We start from the raw sequence: 15,839 nt of genomic DNA, 5'->3' as shown, positions 1-15,839 counted from the left end.
GGGATAACCTGCTGTAAATACGAGAAAAAGGAGCGCGCAGCCGCGAGTCCGTGCCTGCTGTGCGCAGCCTGGAAAAACTAAAACATCGGGGCTTGCGGGGCTGACATGGGAAGCGGGGACAAGCGTCCGGCTCGGTCGCCGCAATCAGCCTGTAGGAGCTGCCGCAGGCTGCGATCTTTTGATTTTGCTGTTAAAAGCCAAATCAAAAGATCGCAGCCTTCGGCAGCTCCTACAGGGACTTGGGTCAGAGCCGCCGTTTGCGGGTGAGGCTCGGGATGGTGGTTGGCGGGATCACCACTTGCTGCGCCTCGGGTGTGGTGCTCAGCGCCAGCGCCGCCAGGGTCGACTGACTGAACAGCGCCCGGGCGTCGGTGTGCAATCCGCTCTGGCGCATGCGCGCCACCAGACTCACCGCCAGCAACGAGTGCCCGCCCAGTTCGAAGAAGTTGTCGTGCCGTCCGACCTGCTCAACGCCAAGCACCTCGCCCCAGATCTGCGCCAGCGCGGTTTCGACTTCACCCTGGGGTGCCACGTATGGGCGGTTGATCACCGCATCTGCCCCCGGTTCCGGCAGGGCCTTGCGGTCGATCTTGTCGTTCGGTGTCAGCGGCAAAGCGTCGAGCACTACGAACGCACCGGGCACCATGTACTCGGGCAAACGCTCCAGCACATGCGCCCGCAAAGCCTCCAGACTGGGTGCTTCTACGCCCGAGCGCACGGTGTACCAGGCCACCAGACGCTCATCACGGATCATCACCACCGCCTCGCGAATTGCCGGATGCTCGATCAACCGCGCCTCGATTTCTCCCGGTTCCAGACGCAAGCCACGCAGCTTGATCTGGAAGTCGTTGCGGCCGAGAAATTCCAGTTCCCCATGATTGTTGTAGCGCGCGAGATCCCCGGTGCGGTACAGCCGATCCCCCGGCACAAACGGGCTGTCGATGAAGCGCTCGGCCTGCATCTCCGGCAGTCGGTGATAACCGCGCGCCACGCCAACGCCGCCGATGTGCAACTCGCCACTGACGCCTTGTGGCACGGGTTGACCGTAGGCATCGAGAACGTACAACCGGGTATTGCTCAGTGCGGTGCCGATCGGCACCACGTTGTCCGGCACCGGCATGTCCGGCTCCAGCGTCCAGCCGGTGCTGTCCACCGTGGTTTCAGTCGGACCGTAGACGTTATGCAAACGCACCCACGGCAGGCGATCGCGCACTTGGCGGGCCAGCGCTGCACTGAGTTCGCCACCACCGTTGAGCACATCGGTCAGGCTGGTGCACTGCTCGACATCGTCCTGCTCGATGAACTGCTGCAACAGCGCCGGAACGAATTTGACTACGGTGACCTGCTGCTCACGAATGGTCTGCACCACATACGCCGAATCGCGGTTGCCGTCCGGTCGCGCCAGTACCAGACGCATCCCGGAACACAGCGGCCAGAAGATCTCCCACACCGAACTGTCGAAGCTGAATGGCGCTTTTTGCAGCAGCGCGCCGTGTTCGGTCGGCGGACTGAGCTGCGAACCCCAATGCACCATGTTGCAGGCACTGCGATGCTCGATCATCACGCCTTTCGGCAACCCCGTAGAACCCGAGGTGTAGATCATGTAAGCGAGGTTCGAAGCACTCAGGCCCGGCACCTGCAGATTGTCTGACGGCTGCGGCTCCCAACTGCCGTGATCCAGATTGATCATCGTCACACCCGGCTCACCCAGCAATTGCCGTGTGGGGCCATGCACCAACAGTGCGACAGGCGCGCTGTCCTGCAACATGTAGTTCAGGCGCTCCAGCGGATAGTCCGGATCCAGCGGCACATAAGCGCCGCCGGCCTTGAGAATCCCCAGCAGACCGACCACCAGATCCAGCCCGCGCTCGACACAGATCGCCACCCGCGCATCCGGTTGCACACCGAGTTCGCGCAGGTGATGGGCCAGACGATTGGCGCGTTCGTTGAGTTCGCCATACGTCAGACTGCGCCCAGCGGCCTGCAGCGCAACGGCATGCGATTTACGCCGCACCTGGGCTTCGAACAACCTGTGCAACGGCTGACCCAGCGGACAATCGACCTCAGTGGCATTGAACGTGATCAGCAAGCGTTGCAGCTCTTCGGCTTGCAGGATCGGCAAGCGGTTCAACGGCTGCTGCGGTGTCTGTTCCAGGGCCTGCAGCAAACCGTGCAACGCGGTTTGCATGTAGCCGCAAATCCGTTGCGCGCCAATCTGCGCCACGGCCCTGCCGGTGAGGCGCAAGCCGTTGCCGTAATCATCCACGCTCATGGTCAGCGGATAGTTGGTGCGCTCTTCGTTGGCCAGGGTTTCAATGCCTTGCCAGGCTTGCCGCGACGGCTCCAGCAGTTCGGTTTCGTCACTGTGCCGGTAGTTGAGCAGCGCGCTGAACAACGGCGACGGCGAAGCGACGCCACTGCAGCGCTGGGCCAGTGCCAGCGACGCGTGCTCATGCCCGAGCAGCGCGGTCAGTCGCGCGTGGGTGGCGCGCACGGCGTCCAGCACCCCGGCATCGACATCGATGCGCAACGGCAAACTGTTGATGAACACGCCCAAAGCGCGGTCAGCGCCCTCGCCGCCTTGCATGCGCCCCATCAGCACCGTGCCGAACACCACGCGCTGCTGGCCGGACGTCGCCGCCAGCACCCGCGCCCACGCCAGATGAATCAGGCTCGCCACGCTGACCCCGGCCTGACGCGCCTGGGTGCGCAAGCGCTGATAGACGTCAGCCGGCAGGGTCTGCTGCGCTTCGTCAATGCCGCGTCCGTCGCCCTGCACTTCCATCAGCCCGAATGGCAGGGTCGGCTCGTCGATGTCCGCCAGTTGCGCTCGGAAAAACGCCTCGTGTTCCTGCTCGCTGACGCCCAGCCGCGCCTGCGCCACGTAATTGCGATACGGCACTGGCGGCGCCAACGCCACAGTGTGTCCGCACAGGCTGGCCTGCAACTCGCCGCGCATCACTTCAAGGGCGATGTGGTCCATGGCCAGATGATGGAACAGCAGAATCCCCACCACTCGCTCCATAGCCGGATCACGGGCATACACCAGACGCAGCAACGGCGCCTGACTGACGTCGAGGCGATAATGCCGGGCGTTGAAACGCGCGTGCAACTGTTCAAGGATCGGCCCGTCACACGGATCAAGCTCGACCTCCTGCAACGGCACAATCGCCTCGCGCCACACCACTTGCACCGGGCTGGTCAGGCCTTCCCAGAGCACCGAAGTGCGCAGAATGTCGTGGCGCGCCATGACCTCGCGCAGCGCCGCAGCGAAGGCCTCGACGCGCTCAAGACTGTCGAACGCCAGTTGCGACTGCAGCAGGTACGGATCGCCCTGCGCGGCAGTGATGTGGTGGTAGAGAATCCCCTCCTGCAATGGCGCCAGCGGGTAGATGTCCTGCACATTGGCGGCGCCACCCGGAACGCTGGCGACGATCCGCTCGATGTCCATCTGCTGCAGTTGTACCAGCGGCAACATCGCCGGCGTGATGTGCGTGCAATCGGCGGCGATGCGGTTGGCCGGCACTTCGATTTCCCGACCGCTGCCGACCGAAGCGGCCAGTGCAGCGAGCGTCGGCTGGCTGAACAGCACGCGCACGTCGCTGCTCAGATCGAGCTGACGCATGCGTTCGATCAGCATCACCGCCAGCAACGAGTGCCCGCCCAGTTCGAAGAAGTGATCGTGACGCCCGACCCGCTCCACTTGCAGGACTTCGGCCCAGATCTGCGCCAGGGCGATTTCGACCTCGCCTTGCGGTGCCTCGTATTCGCGGCGGATCAAATCTCCTGCCTCGGGCGCGGGCAGCGCCTTGCGATCGACCTTGCCGTTGGCGGTCAGCGGCAGCGCCGGCAGACGCACGTAGGCGTTCGGCAGCATGGCGCTGCTCAGGCGGGTTTTCAGGTGTGCGTGCAGTTCATTGATGTTCAACGGCGCCCGCTCGGTGAACCACGCCAACAATTGTCCGTCGCGCACCAGCACCACCGCTTCGCGCACCGCTGGATGGCTGGTGAGTGCGCTCTCGATTTCCCCCGGTTCGATGCGCACGCCACGGATTTTCACCTGATCGTCATTGCGCCCCAGGTATTCCAGATTGCCGTCGGCGCGCCAGCGTGCGAGATCGCCAGTGCGATACAGGCGCGCCCCCGGTTCAGCACTGAACGGATCGCGCAGGAAGCGCTCGCCGCTCAGGTCGGCGCGGTTCAAATAACCGCGAGCCACGCCGGCCCCGCCGATGTACAACTCGCCGCTCACGCCCAGCGGCACCGGTTGCTGCTGTTCATCCAGCAGATACACCGTGGCATTGCTCACCGGTTTGCCGATGTGCAGCGACTGCCCGGCGTCGATGCGACCCGAGGTCGCCACCACGGTGGCTTCGGTCGGCCCGTAGTTGTTGATCACTTCGAAGGATTGTTGACGCGGGAACTGGCGCAAGCGATCGCCACCGATCAGCAGCGTGCGCAACGTCGGGTGAGCGAGTTGGCGGCTGAACGCGTATTCGGCGATGGGGGTCGGCAAAAAGCTCACCTCCAGCGGCTGCGCACACCACCAGTCGAGCAGCGCATCGATGTCTTCGCCACCCTCGCTGACCGGCGCCAGGTGCAGGGTCGCGCCCACGCACAGCGCCGGCCAGACTTCCCAGGCCATCGCGTCGAAACCGAAGCCGGCCAGGCTCGAGGTATGGCTGCCGGCGCGCAGGTCGAAAACGTCAGCGTGCCAATCGACCAGATTGCACAGGGTGCGATGCTCGACCATCACCCCCTTGGGCAGGCCGGTTGAACCAGAGGTGTAAATCACATAAGCGAGGTTGGCCGGGGTCAGCCCCGGCACCTTCGGCGCGCCGACATGTTCGGCGGGCCAGGTCGGCTGATCCAGCTCGATCACCGGCACCGACAACGCCGGCAAATGCCCGTGCAGCGCACGCTGGGTCAGCACCGCGATGGGCGCGCTGTCCTCCAGCAGATAGCTCAGGCGCTCGGCCGGATGCGCCGGATCCAGCGGTACATAAGCGGCGCCAGCCTTGAGAATCGCCAACAGCCCGACCAGTGTGTCGAGCCCGCGCCGGGCGATGATCGCTACCCGGTCATCCGGGCGCACACCGAGGTCGAGCAGATGATGAGCGAGCGCATTGGCGCGTTGATTGAGTTCGATATAGCTCAGGCATTGCCCTTGAGCAGTCGCCGCCAGTGCCTGCGGCCGCAGCATCGCCTGCGCTTCGATACGCTGCGCAAGGGGGGTCGGCGCCGGGTAGTCCACCCGCGTGGCATTCCACTGTTGCAGCAGCGCGGTTTCCTCGGGCGTGCTCAGGTCGAAATCCGCCACCGCCAGGTTCACCGCCTCCAGCCCCTGCTCCAGAATCAACAACCAGCGTTCCGCCAGAGCCTTGACTTGATCGGCGCTGAAATACGCCTCGCTGTAGATCAGGTACAGGCGCGCATCATCATTGGCAAGGTTGCTCAGCAGGTGCACCGCCAGCGGCGTGGCCTCCTCGACGTTCGAGGCCTTGATGATCCGTCCCGATGCCTCGCCGTAGCGATAATCGTGGGTGCCCTGTTCGTAGGAAACCGTGACCTCGAACAGCTGCGAGCGCTCTTCGCGCAGCAAACCCAGGGCGCGGTTCATTTCACTCACGGGGAAGCGCTGATGGCGGAAATCCTTGCGCAGCTCATCACGGATCGCGCTCACCAGTTCAGCGAAGGTAGATTCGCGACCGAAACCCATGCGCACCGCGCTGACCTGGGCGAACAGCCCGAGGGTGGATTTGAAGCGCGCGCCGGAGCGGTTGAGAATCGGCAGCCCCACCACCCATTCGTCACGCTGCGTGCTGCGACTGAAGTAGACATGCAGCGCCGCCAGCAGCACATGGAACGCCGAGGCACCGTACGACCGGGCCACCTGCTTCATGCGCTCGTGCAGCAGCGTCGGCAAGGGCTGCGTGTAGACCTGCGTCTGCGCGGCGGGGCCGGTCTGGCGCTGCGGGTGCCGCGGCAGCAACAGCGGTTCGGGCATTTGTCGGTACTTGTCCAGCCAGTAGGCGCGATCCTGCGCATAACGCGGCGACGCTTGGTAGCGCGCATTGTCTTCGATGAAGTCGATGTACGACGGCGCCGCGACTGGTGCCGGTTGTCCGTGCGCCAGCGCGTTATAGATCTCGTCCAGCGACTTGAACATTTCGCCAAAGCTCCAGCCATCGAAGATCAAGTGATGAGCCTGCACGGCTAACCAATGTCGCTGGTCATCGAGGTGGATCAACTGAAAGCGGAACAGGCAGCCGCCGTCCAGCACGAAGGGTTGATCGATGCGCGCCTGAACCAATCGCCGCGCCGCCGATTCAGGCTCGCCGTGCGTCGACACATCGTGGATCGGCATCGGCACCGCGACTGACCGGGCAAACTGCTGCAGTGGCAAGCCTGTTGCACCGGCGCCGGGCAACAGCATCGTGCGCATTGCGTCATGCCGGGCCACCAGCGCTTCCAGCGCGGCCTGCATCCGGGCCGGCTCCAGCGGGCCACTGAGGTCCATGTAGCCGCCGATGTTGTACAGCGGCGAATCACCGCGACTCAGCTGATCCAGCCAGATATCCAGCTGCGCAGCGGTCAGCGGATAAGTCTGGAGCGATGCGGACGGCGTGGCCACCGCAGGGGCGGAAATAGGCGGCATAAGATCCTTCTCAGGTGATTTTGCGCCTATTCAAGCATCGGCCCCGAGGCCGACATGACACCTGAAACCCGGACAACCTCGTCCCCCGCGCCGGCCAGTCCGCGCTTGAACAGCCTGATTGGGTGGGAACACACTAAAAGTTCGGAGAGGAAATACTGAAATTCTTGTAGGAAAAATGCCACACGCTGACGCCGCCATCGACCAGCGCAGTCAGCACATGAAAACGTAACTGCCCCGGTTTTCAAGCCTTTGCCGTGACCGAACAGTCACGCAAAGCGCGACCGCTGTACCAGGCACCGTCAGAAGGCCGGCGCCAACTTTCAGAAATGATGGCACTTTGTGTCCCTGTTTTCCCCTACAGACGTAGGACAAATCCATAGGCTTAAATCCCGCCCCAGATCAGTTTCAAGGAGAGACGATTGCGTGGGCGGCTTTTGCATCAACAGCGGACGACTCGGTGATGACTCGGAACCAGGGATGACAAGGATATGAATCTGACCGGCAGCATTCGCAACATGGAAAACCCGCACTTCTACTGGCAACTGGGGGAACTGATTGCCAGCACCGGCGATGATCATTTCGCCAATAACCTGTTCCAGTTGGTCGACACCCTGGTGCCGGTCAATCGCGTCGATCTCAGCGAGTGGACGCTGGACGAACGCCAGGCCAGCGTGGTCGAGATCAAGGCGCTGGGCAGCGCTGGCCTGCCGCAGACCTTTCCGCCGCCAGACCCGTTGACGAGTCCGGACGATCATCCGCTATTGCAGAAGATGATCGAGATGAATGATTCCCTGCTGATTCAACTCAAAGCCTCACTCCAGCCCCGCCATCCGCAGCACAGCGTGCACCAGTGCAATCTGGTGTCGCGCACCTCCAACCGCCGTTGTGTCATCTCGTTCTACCGACCGCATACGCAACGGGTGTTTTCCCTGCCGGAGCTGTCGTTTCTCAAAAGCCTGTCCGACACCCTGTTGCCGCTGATCGAGCGGCACGCGCAGCTCAGTCGGCAGATCATCGCCAAACAGCCGCGCCTGCCCCTGGCCGATCTGGAGCAGGCGCCGTTGCAGCAGGTGTTCGACGAGCGCCTGGCGCTGGGCGCCATTGTCCTCTCGGCCCGGGAAAAGGAAGTCTGCCTCGGGCTGCTGACCGGCGGCACTGTGCCGCAACTGGCCGAGCAGCTGCGGGTCAAGAGCAGTTCGGTCGAGACCTACCTCAAGCGTGCCACCGCCAAACTGGGCGTCAGCGGACGGCATGGCCTGGCGCGCTGGATGGCGGGGGCGTAACGGCGAAGTCAGGCTTCAACGGTGTTCGCGAGGGTGTGTGGAGACTGAGTCCCCGGCACGTATTTTTTCTGCATGAGAGCGTTCGATGTTGCGCATGTCCCTGCTGTCCCTCGCCGTCCTGTTGGCCGGTTGTTCGTTGATTCCCGAGTACCAGCGTCCGGCCTCACCGAGCGCGGCGCAGTACCCGCAAGGCGCGATTTACCCGACACAGACAACCGCCGCAGCGCGCACTGAAGACTGGCGCACGCTGTTCAACGACCCGGCGCTGCAACAGCTGATTGAAAGCGCACTGCTGAACAATCGCGACCTGCGCGTGGCGGCGCTGAACGTCGAGGCGTTCCAGGCGCAGTACCGGATCCAGCGCGCCGATCTGCTGCCGGCAGTGTCGGCCAATGCCAGCGAGTCGCGCCAACGCCTGCCGCCCAGCGTGACCCGCAGCAAAGCCATGATCAATTCGACCTATGCGGCGAATCTCGGCGTCAGTGCCTATGAGCTGGATTTTTTCGGCCGGGTGCGCAGCCTCAGCGAGCAGGCGCTGCAAACCTGGCTGGCGACCGAGCAGGCGCGGCGCAGTGCCGAGCTGAGTCTGGTGGCCAACGTCGCCAATGCCTACCTGACCTGGCGCGCCGATCAGGAGTTGCTCGAACTGACGCGCCAGACCCTCGCCGCCGATGAACAGAGCCTGCGCCTGACCACGCGCAACCGTGACGCCGGCAAGTCTTCGGCGCTGGAACAGGCGCAGGCCAAGACCAGCGTCGACAGTTCGCGAGCCAATCTGGCGCGCTACAAACGCCAGGTGGCGCAGGATCTCAACAGCCTGACGCTGTTGGTCGGCGCGCCAGTCCCCGAACAACTGCCGGCGCAACCACTGGCCAGCGATCTGATCCGGCAACTGCCGGCCGGGTTGCCGTCGGATCTGCTGCAACGGCGCCCGGACATTCTCCAGGCCGAGTACCAACTGAAGGCGGCCAACGCCAATATCGGCGCGGCGCGCGCGGCGTTTTTCCCCAGTGTCAGCCTGACCGCCAGTGCCGGCACCTCCAGCCGCGATCTGTCCGGGCTGTTCAGCGCCGGCTCCGGCGCCTGGACGTTCCAGCCGCAAATCAACCTGCCGATTTTCAACGCCGGCAGCCTGCGCGCGAGCCTGGATTATTCGAAATTGCAGAAAGACGTCGCAGTCGCCGAATACGAGAAATCGATTCAGACCGCATTTCAGGAAGTCGCCAGTGGCCTGGCGGCGCGCAGCACTTATCAGCAGCAATTGCAGGCGCAACGCGATCTGGTGCAGGCCACTCAGGACTACTACAACCTGGCGCAGCATCGGTATCAGAATGGCGTCGACAGCAGCCTGACGTTTCTCGATGCGCAGCGTTCGCTGTTCAGTTCACAGCAGGGGCTGATCACCGATCGGCTCGCGCAACTGGTCGCCGAGGTCAACCTGTACACCGCGCTGGGCGGCGGCTGGCGGGCCGATGAGGCGAATTTTCATTAGCCCCCCGTCACTTTTTCTTACACCTTTTGTCGCCCGATCCTGCGCCACGCAGCGATCCGTGGCCGGCGTCTGCCGTCAGTTTGGTATCATGCGCCGCTTTTACGGTTAACCCCCCGCCAGTCCTGCCGACTGACGGGCTGCAAAAGGCGGTATTAGATGACGGCTTTGTTGACTCGCCGCAAGGTGCTTGCGGGAATGGGCGTGCTGGGCCTGGGCCTGCTCGCCGGCTGCGACACCCGTGGCCAACTGTCGTACAAGTACGGCAAGGACCTGAGCGACAAGATCCTCGGGCGCACCTTCAAGCTGAAGAACACCGACGGCGAAACCATGACGCTGTCGAGCTTCCGCGGCATGATGCCGATGATCTTCTTCGGCTTCACCCAATGCCCGGCAGTGTGCCCGACCACCCTCGCCCGCGCCGCGCAAATCAAGAAACTGATGGGCAAGGACGGCGACCGTCTGCAGGTGATCTTCATCACCCTCGACCCGGAACGCGACACCCCGCAGATCCTCGACAGCTACGTCAAAGCCTTCGACCCGAGCTTCGTCGCGCTGTACGGCACCGTCGAGGAAACCAAGGCCACGGCCAAGGAATTCGACGTGTTCTACGAGAAGGTCCCGGCGGGCGATACCTACACGATCTCCCACACGTCCACCAGTTACGTCTACGACTCGCGCGGCCAGTTGCGCCTGGGTCTGTCTGTATCGCTTTCGGCACAAGAGTGCACGGAAGATTTGCTCACCGTTATGGAGGTCTGCTGATGCACCCCGTTTTGAACAACATCAAACGCGCCGTTCTCGCTGTGTCCCTGCTGGGCCTGGCGTTTCAGGCCAGCGCTCAGACCAAGGTCGACGACGCCTGGGTTCGTGCGACCGTGCCGACCCAATCGGCCAGCGGCGCGTTCATGACCGTCACCGCCGACAGCCACAGCAAACTGCTGAGCGTGGCCTCGCCAGTGGCCAAAGATGTACAGATCCACGAAATGACCATGAAGAACGACGTGATGAGCATGGGCCCGGTCAAATCGGTCGACCTGCCGGCCGGCAAAGCGGTCAGCTTCGACCCGAACGGCTACCACGTGATGCTGATGGGCCTGACCGCTCAGCTCAAGGAAGGCGAAAGCGTGCCGCTGACCCTGACCGTGGAAAACGCCAAGGGCGAGAAACAGACCGTCGAAGTCAAAGCCGAAGTCCGTGCGCTGACGCACATGGAAGGACACGATCACAGCAAGATGCATTGATCTGACTGCGCGGAAATAAAAAGGGGCGGCCTGATTGATGATCAGGTCGCCCCTTTTTATTGCGCAAGTCAGCCGCGTTTGCGAGCCAGTGCGTTGCGCACACTTTCTCTCGACATCCCCGAGCGCGGTGCCGCCGCAGTTTTCTCCACGGGCGCCGCAGCCAACTGCTGCTTGCGCTTCAACACCTGACTCCAGCGATAACCGAGATAACCGGCCGCCGCAAAGAACCCCAGCCAACCAGTGATCAGGTTGACCACTGTCCACAGCCCAAGGGTGATCAGTACGGTTTTCCAGGTGAACAGCTTCAGGCTGACGCCGACAACATCCTCAGACATCCACCAGCCGCTCACGCAAAAACTCGATGAAACGCTGGGTCTTGGCCGGCAACAAACGGGTTTCCGTCAGTGCGTATACCGCAATTGAACTGGACTGCCACTTTGGCAACACCCGGCATAACGCGCCGCTGGCCAGATCTTCGGCGGCAATGCCTTCGGCCAACACGGCGATTCCCTGATCAAGCATGGCCAGGCGCCTGAGCATGCCGACACTGTTGAGCTGAAAGCGTCCGGCGATTTCGACTTCAATCGTCTCTCCGGCCGTAGACAGGATCCAGTTGTCCGGCCTTGGCGTGCGCAAACGCAAGCACTCGTGCTTCACCAGATCACTCGGTTGCCGCGGCGTACCAAAACGCTGCAGATACCCCGGTGATGCATACAACCCGCGTCGCAACGTGGTGAGCTTGCGGGCGATCAGATTGGACGTCGCCGGCTCACCCATGCGGATCACGACATCCACCGGCTCGCTGACCAGATCCACCTGGCGTGGCGTAAGGTCGAAATCGAAGCTGATGCCCGGGTAATTCCCGGCAAATTCGGCGATCAGCGGTGCCAGATAAACGTTAGCGAAATCCACCGGCATCGACACGCGCAACAGTCCACTGGGCTGCGCCAGCATTTCACCCAGTTGCTCGTGCGCCAGGCGCGCCTCCTCGACGATCCGCTTGCAGCGGTCAAAGTACAGCTGCCCGGCTTCAGTCAGTTCAAGCTTGCGCGTGGTGCGATGTAGCAAACGCAGGCCAATGGCCTTTTCAAGGCCGCTGATGCGCCGCGATAGAGTCGAATTGGGCATGCCCAGTGCCTCGGCCGCGCGACGAAAGCTGCGCACCTTCACTACCTCCACAAACAGCGCCATATCGTTCAAAAGCTCCACGGGAATTGCTCCATGAGTGGAATAGTCATTTCATCTTTAGCGGATTTATCCCGAAAACGGATTGATCAATGATAGCCACATCAATTACCGAGGAGCAGCAAAATGAGTTCGCTATTCACGCCCGTCCAGATGGGTCGCGTTGTACTTGAGAACCGTCTGGTGATGGCACCGATGACTCGATCCCGTGCCGATGACGACGGTGTACCCAGTGATCTGGTCGCCACTTATTACACGCAGCGCGCCGGCGCCGGCCTGATCATCAGTGAAGGCGTGTATCCCCAGGGGACGGGTAAAGGCTACGTGCGTACTCCCGGGATCGAGACCGACGAACAGGTCAGCGCCTGGAAACAAGTCACCGACGCGGTGCATGCTCAAGGCGGCCGAATTTTCATGCAATTGATGCACAGCGGACGAATCTCCCATCCGTCGCTGCTACCCCGCGGCGCCCTGCCCCTGGCACCGTCGGCGATCAAACCGGCTGGTCAGACCTGGACCTCGAATGGCCTGCAAGACTTCGTCACGCCGCATGCACTGAGCGTGGTCGAAATTGCCGCAGTGGTTGAAGGCTACCGTCAGGCAGCTCGCCGGGCGATTGAGGCCGGTTTCGATGGTGTTGAAGTGCATGGGGCCTCCGGGTATCTGCCAGAGCAGTTTCTCTCCTCTGGCAGCAACCAGCGCAGCGATGAATATGGCGGCTCGGTGGAAAACCGCGCGCGGTTCCTCCTCGAAGTGCTGGCGGCAGTTGCCACGGAAATTGGCAGTGATCGCGTGGGCTTGAAAATCTCCCCCGAGATGAATTTCAACGACATCATCGATGCCGACCCACAAGCAACGTACACCTATCTGGTCGAGCACCTGCACAGTCTCGACCTTGCTTATTTGCACGTCGCCTTGTTTGGCGCCAAGACCGACTATCACGCGTTGCTGCGGCCACTCTTCGACGGTCGCTACCTGATCGGTGGAGGACTCGATCAAGCCGCCGCCCAGGCGTTGATCGAAAACGCACAAGCGGATGCTGTGGTGTTCGGCAGTGCGTTCCTTGCCAACCCGGATCTGCCCGAGCGTCTGCGTCTCGGTGCCGAACTCAATGCACCGGACAAAGACACGTTCTACACCCCGGGCGCCAAGGGCTATATCGACTATCCGACATTGAGCCAAGTGTAAGGAGTCTGCCATGTCCGCCCGCGCCTCCTTGAAGTCCATGCGTCACGGCAGCCATTTCCGTGCCTTTTCTCTGCACGGCGGGCAGCCGGATGTCAGCATCGACCCGTTTCTTGCCGTAGACCATGCGTGGATCAGCGGGCCGACGTTTGCGCCCCACCCACACGCGGGGTTCAGCGCGGTGTCGTATCTGTTTGCCGACTCGCAAACCGCAATCGACAACCGTGATTCGCTGGGCAACCGCAACTTGATTCGACCGGGCGGCCTGCACTGGACAGCCGCCGGCAAAGGCATCGTTCACGAAGAGGTCCCGAACGAAAGCGGCAAGACCGTACACATGCTGCAAATTTTCATCAATTTGCCGCTCGCATTTCAGGAGGCTGCGCCTTTTGCCCTCAGTCTTGCCCCTGAAGACGTGCCGGTCTTGCGTTTGCCGGGGGCCGAAATCCGGGTGCCACTGGGTGCCTTTCTCGACACCCGCTCGCCGCTGGATCTGCCGACCGACGTCAGCCTGCTCGATATCAGCATCAAGCCGAGGCACGAAGTGCGGATTCCCGTTGCCAGCGGCGAGTCGGCATTCGTCATGCCAATCGACGGCGACATCTGGATCGACGACCAGCGTTTCACCATCGACAACGCGCAGGTACCCGTGAGCCTGGCCAGCGGCGAAGCGCACAGCATCACCCTGCGGGCTACAGATACGCCCGCCCACGCCGTGGTGTTTCGTGGTGTGCCATTGCATCAACCGGTGTATTGGCAGGGGCCGCTGGCACTTGCCTCGTCAGACGCGCTGAAACGGGCGGTTGCGGCCTATCAGCGCGGTGAGTTCGGAACTCTGCAACCCCGTTGAACCGTTCCATCGACCGGGGCGCCGTGCCCCGTAACATCTGCCAGGAGAGATACCATGAGTTACGAGAAATTCAGTGCCAATAATGCTGCCCTGCTGTTGATCGACCATCAGGTGGGCACCATGGGCTGGGTGAAATCCATTCCGTTCGAAGAACTCAAACGCAATGCCCTGATGCTCGCCAGAACCGCAAGCATTCTCAAACTGCCGGTGGTGCTGACGTCGAGTATGGAGGAATACGCTCAGGGTCCATTGCTCAGCGAACTTGAGACGATCCTGCCTGCCGAGTTCGCCGCACGAGTCAAACGCTTGGGCATCGTCAACGCCATGGATGATGAAAACTTTGCCGGCGCCGTCAAGGCGACCGGACGCAAGAAGCTGATTATTGCCGGGGTCACCAACGACGTCTGCACGGTATACCCGGCGTTGAGTCTGGTGCGCGACGGTTATGAAGTGCAGGTGGTTGCCGATGGCGGCGGATCGCCGAGCGTCATGGCCGACGATATCGCCTTGCGCCGCATGGACAAAGGGGGGGGTGACCCTGACCACGACCAATCAGTTGATCGCCGAACTGGCCGGCAGTTGGGCAACCCCTGAGGGTGGCCAACTGGTGCAGGTGTTGATGGAAGCCTTGCAGTCCTGATCACTCAACTCAGGCAGCCGCCGCTCGGCGGCTGTTTTTATGCATCAGCTCCCCGCGCCACCATGCGCCTCTTCAAAGAAGTAATCCTTCCAGCTGCCGGCCTTGTTCTTCAGCACGCCCAGTTCCTGCAGTTTTTCGGCATAGATGAACGTACGTTGCGGCACCACTGTGAAGTCGATTTCCGGATCGGTGACGATCTGCTCGACCAGCGCCAGCGGCAGCTTCGACTGTTCGACGCGGATGTACGCCTGGGCGGCGGCGGGTTTGTCGGCTTTGATTATTTTTTCCGCTTCGGCCAGCGCATCGTAGAACGCCTTGTAGGTTCTGGGGTTGTCGTCGTGGAATTTTTCCGTGGTGTAGAGCACGTTGAAGGTGGCCTGACCACCGAGCACGTCGTAGGAACTCAGCACTTTGTGCACGTTGGGGTTTTGCAGCGCCTGATACTGGAACGGCGGGCTGGAGAAATGCGCGTTGATTTCCGACCCGCCGGCAATCAGCGCCGCCGTGGCGTCCGGATGCGGCAGGCTGACCGAGATGTCGTCAAATTTCTTGTACTGATCATTGCCGAATTCCCTGGCCGTTTCGATCTGCAGGGTCCGCGACTGGAACCCCACGCCCGCCGCCGGTACGGCGATACGATCCTTGTCGCTGAAGTCCTTCAGAGTTTTGATGTCAGGGTTGTTGGTCAGCAAGTAATTGGGCATCGAGCCGAGCGAGGCAATCGCCTTGACGTTCTGTTTGCCACGGGTGCGATCCCACACGGTAAGCATCGGCGGCACCCCGGCGGAGACCACGTCCAGCGCACCGGTGAGCAGTGCTTCGTTCATGGCAGTGGCGCCGGAGATGCTGTTCCAGTCGACCTTGATCTCCATCCCCTGCGCCCGGCCTTGTTTTTCGATCAGTTGCTGATCACGGACCACATCGAGAATCAGATAACCGATGCCGAATTGCTGGGCGATGCTGATCTTGCCTTCGGCCTGCGCACCGCTGCTGAACAGCATGCTGCTCGCCAGAGATGCGGCCAACAGGGTCAGCGCAGAACGTTTGAACGGTGTGGCCATGACAACCTCGCAGCAGGGGTGGATTTGGCTGAAAGGCCGAACTCTATCGCTATAAAAAACAGAAATTAAATACCGTTATCGAATATCCATAGCACGCTCGCATTGGCCGTCATGCGCTGATTTAAACAGCCTGAAACAATAAATCTGCCATCAGTTACACGTTGTGCGTCAGTCACTAGCGGGCTGACACCAGCGCTGGTCACGGCCTCAAGCCCTGCGCCGTGTCTGTGCGAGCAGATCAGCC

At 62.0% G+C, this 15,839-nt stretch carries 10 protein-coding genes and 1 pseudogene; 7 read left to right on the top strand and 4 right to left on the bottom strand.

Annotation, left to right across the window (positions count from 1 at the left end; genetic code table 11):
- Window positions 1-244: 244 nt before the first annotated feature.
- The gene (locus KVQ82_RS13255) at window positions 245-6,658 is read right to left on the bottom strand and encodes a non-ribosomal peptide synthetase (RefSeq protein WP_222019101.1); all 6,414 of its coding nucleotides are present in this window, start codon (window positions 6,656-6,658) and stop codon (window positions 245-247) included.
- 488 nt (window positions 6,659-7,146) lie between these two features.
- On the opposite strand from KVQ82_RS13255, the gene KVQ82_RS13250 reads away from it, so the two are divergent.
- The 4 genes from KVQ82_RS13250 to KVQ82_RS13235 all read left to right on the top strand — a co-directional run bounded on the left by KVQ82_RS13250 (window position 7,147) and on the right by KVQ82_RS13235 (window position 10,674).
- Entirely contained in the window at window positions 7,147-7,941 is a 795-nt protein-coding gene (locus tag KVQ82_RS13250) for a helix-turn-helix transcriptional regulator (protein WP_198758282.1), read from the top strand.
- An 85-nt stretch (window positions 7,942-8,026) separates the two neighbouring features.
- Window positions 8,027-9,433 (top strand): efflux transporter outer membrane subunit, encoded by a 1,407-nt coding sequence (locus tag KVQ82_RS13245; RefSeq protein ID WP_313902822.1) that lies wholly within the window; start codon window positions 8,027-8,029, stop codon window positions 9,431-9,433.
- 156 nt (window positions 9,434-9,589) lie between these two features.
- Window positions 9,590-10,195, top strand: coding sequence for an SCO family protein (locus KVQ82_RS13240; protein WP_041067212.1), 606 nt, complete (start codon window positions 9,590-9,592; stop codon window positions 10,193-10,195).
- Window positions 10,195-10,674: a copper chaperone PCu(A)C gene (locus tag KVQ82_RS13235; protein ID WP_108182937.1), complete on the top strand. Its 480-nt coding sequence runs from the start codon at window positions 10,195-10,197 to the stop codon at window positions 10,672-10,674. Before KVQ82_RS13240 ends, KVQ82_RS13235 begins: the two co-directional genes overlap by 1 nt.
- A 68-nt stretch (window positions 10,675-10,742) precedes the next feature.
- On the opposite strand, the gene KVQ82_RS13230 is transcribed toward KVQ82_RS13235, so the two are convergent.
- A complete protein-coding gene (locus tag KVQ82_RS13230) occupies window positions 10,743-11,009 on the bottom strand; it encodes a hypothetical protein (protein ID WP_222019100.1) in 267 nt (88 codons plus the stop codon).
- Complete coding sequence (locus KVQ82_RS13225; protein WP_222019099.1) at window positions 11,002-11,883, bottom strand: LysR family transcriptional regulator; 882 nt, start codon at window positions 11,881-11,883, stop codon at window positions 11,002-11,004. The genes KVQ82_RS13230 and KVQ82_RS13225 overlap by 8 nt, the downstream gene beginning before the upstream one ends.
- 102 nt (window positions 11,884-11,985) lie before the next feature.
- Between KVQ82_RS13225 and KVQ82_RS13220 the strand changes: the two genes are divergently transcribed.
- From KVQ82_RS13220 to KVQ82_RS13210, 3 genes and pseudogenes are all read left to right on the top strand, one after another.
- The gene (locus KVQ82_RS13220; RefSeq protein ID WP_222019098.1) at window positions 11,986-13,047 is read left to right on the top strand and encodes an alkene reductase; all 1,062 of its coding nucleotides are present in this window, start codon (window positions 11,986-11,988) and stop codon (window positions 13,045-13,047) included.
- Window positions 13,048-13,057: 10 nt separating this feature from the next.
- Complete coding sequence (locus tag KVQ82_RS13215) at window positions 13,058-13,894, top strand: pirin family protein (RefSeq protein ID WP_222019097.1); 837 nt, start codon at window positions 13,058-13,060, stop codon at window positions 13,892-13,894.
- Window positions 13,895-13,948: 54 nt separating this feature from the next.
- Window positions 13,949-14,534 (top strand): annotated as a pseudogene (locus tag KVQ82_RS13210) (isochorismatase family protein).
- Between the two features lie 44 nt (window positions 14,535-14,578).
- Here the strand turns inward: KVQ82_RS13210 and KVQ82_RS13205 are convergent.
- A complete protein-coding gene (locus KVQ82_RS13205) occupies window positions 14,579-15,595 on the bottom strand; it encodes an ABC transporter substrate-binding protein (protein ID WP_222019096.1) in 1,017 nt (338 codons plus the stop codon).
- Window positions 15,596-15,839 lie beyond the last annotated feature (244 nt).

The organism is Pseudomonas sp. AO-1, assembly GCF_019775695.1.
GTDB lineage: Bacteria > Pseudomonadota > Gammaproteobacteria > Pseudomonadales > Pseudomonadaceae > Aquipseudomonas > Aquipseudomonas parakoreensis.
Note: the sequence above shows the minus strand (reverse complement) of the source record. Positions and strands in the feature narration are given on the sequence as shown.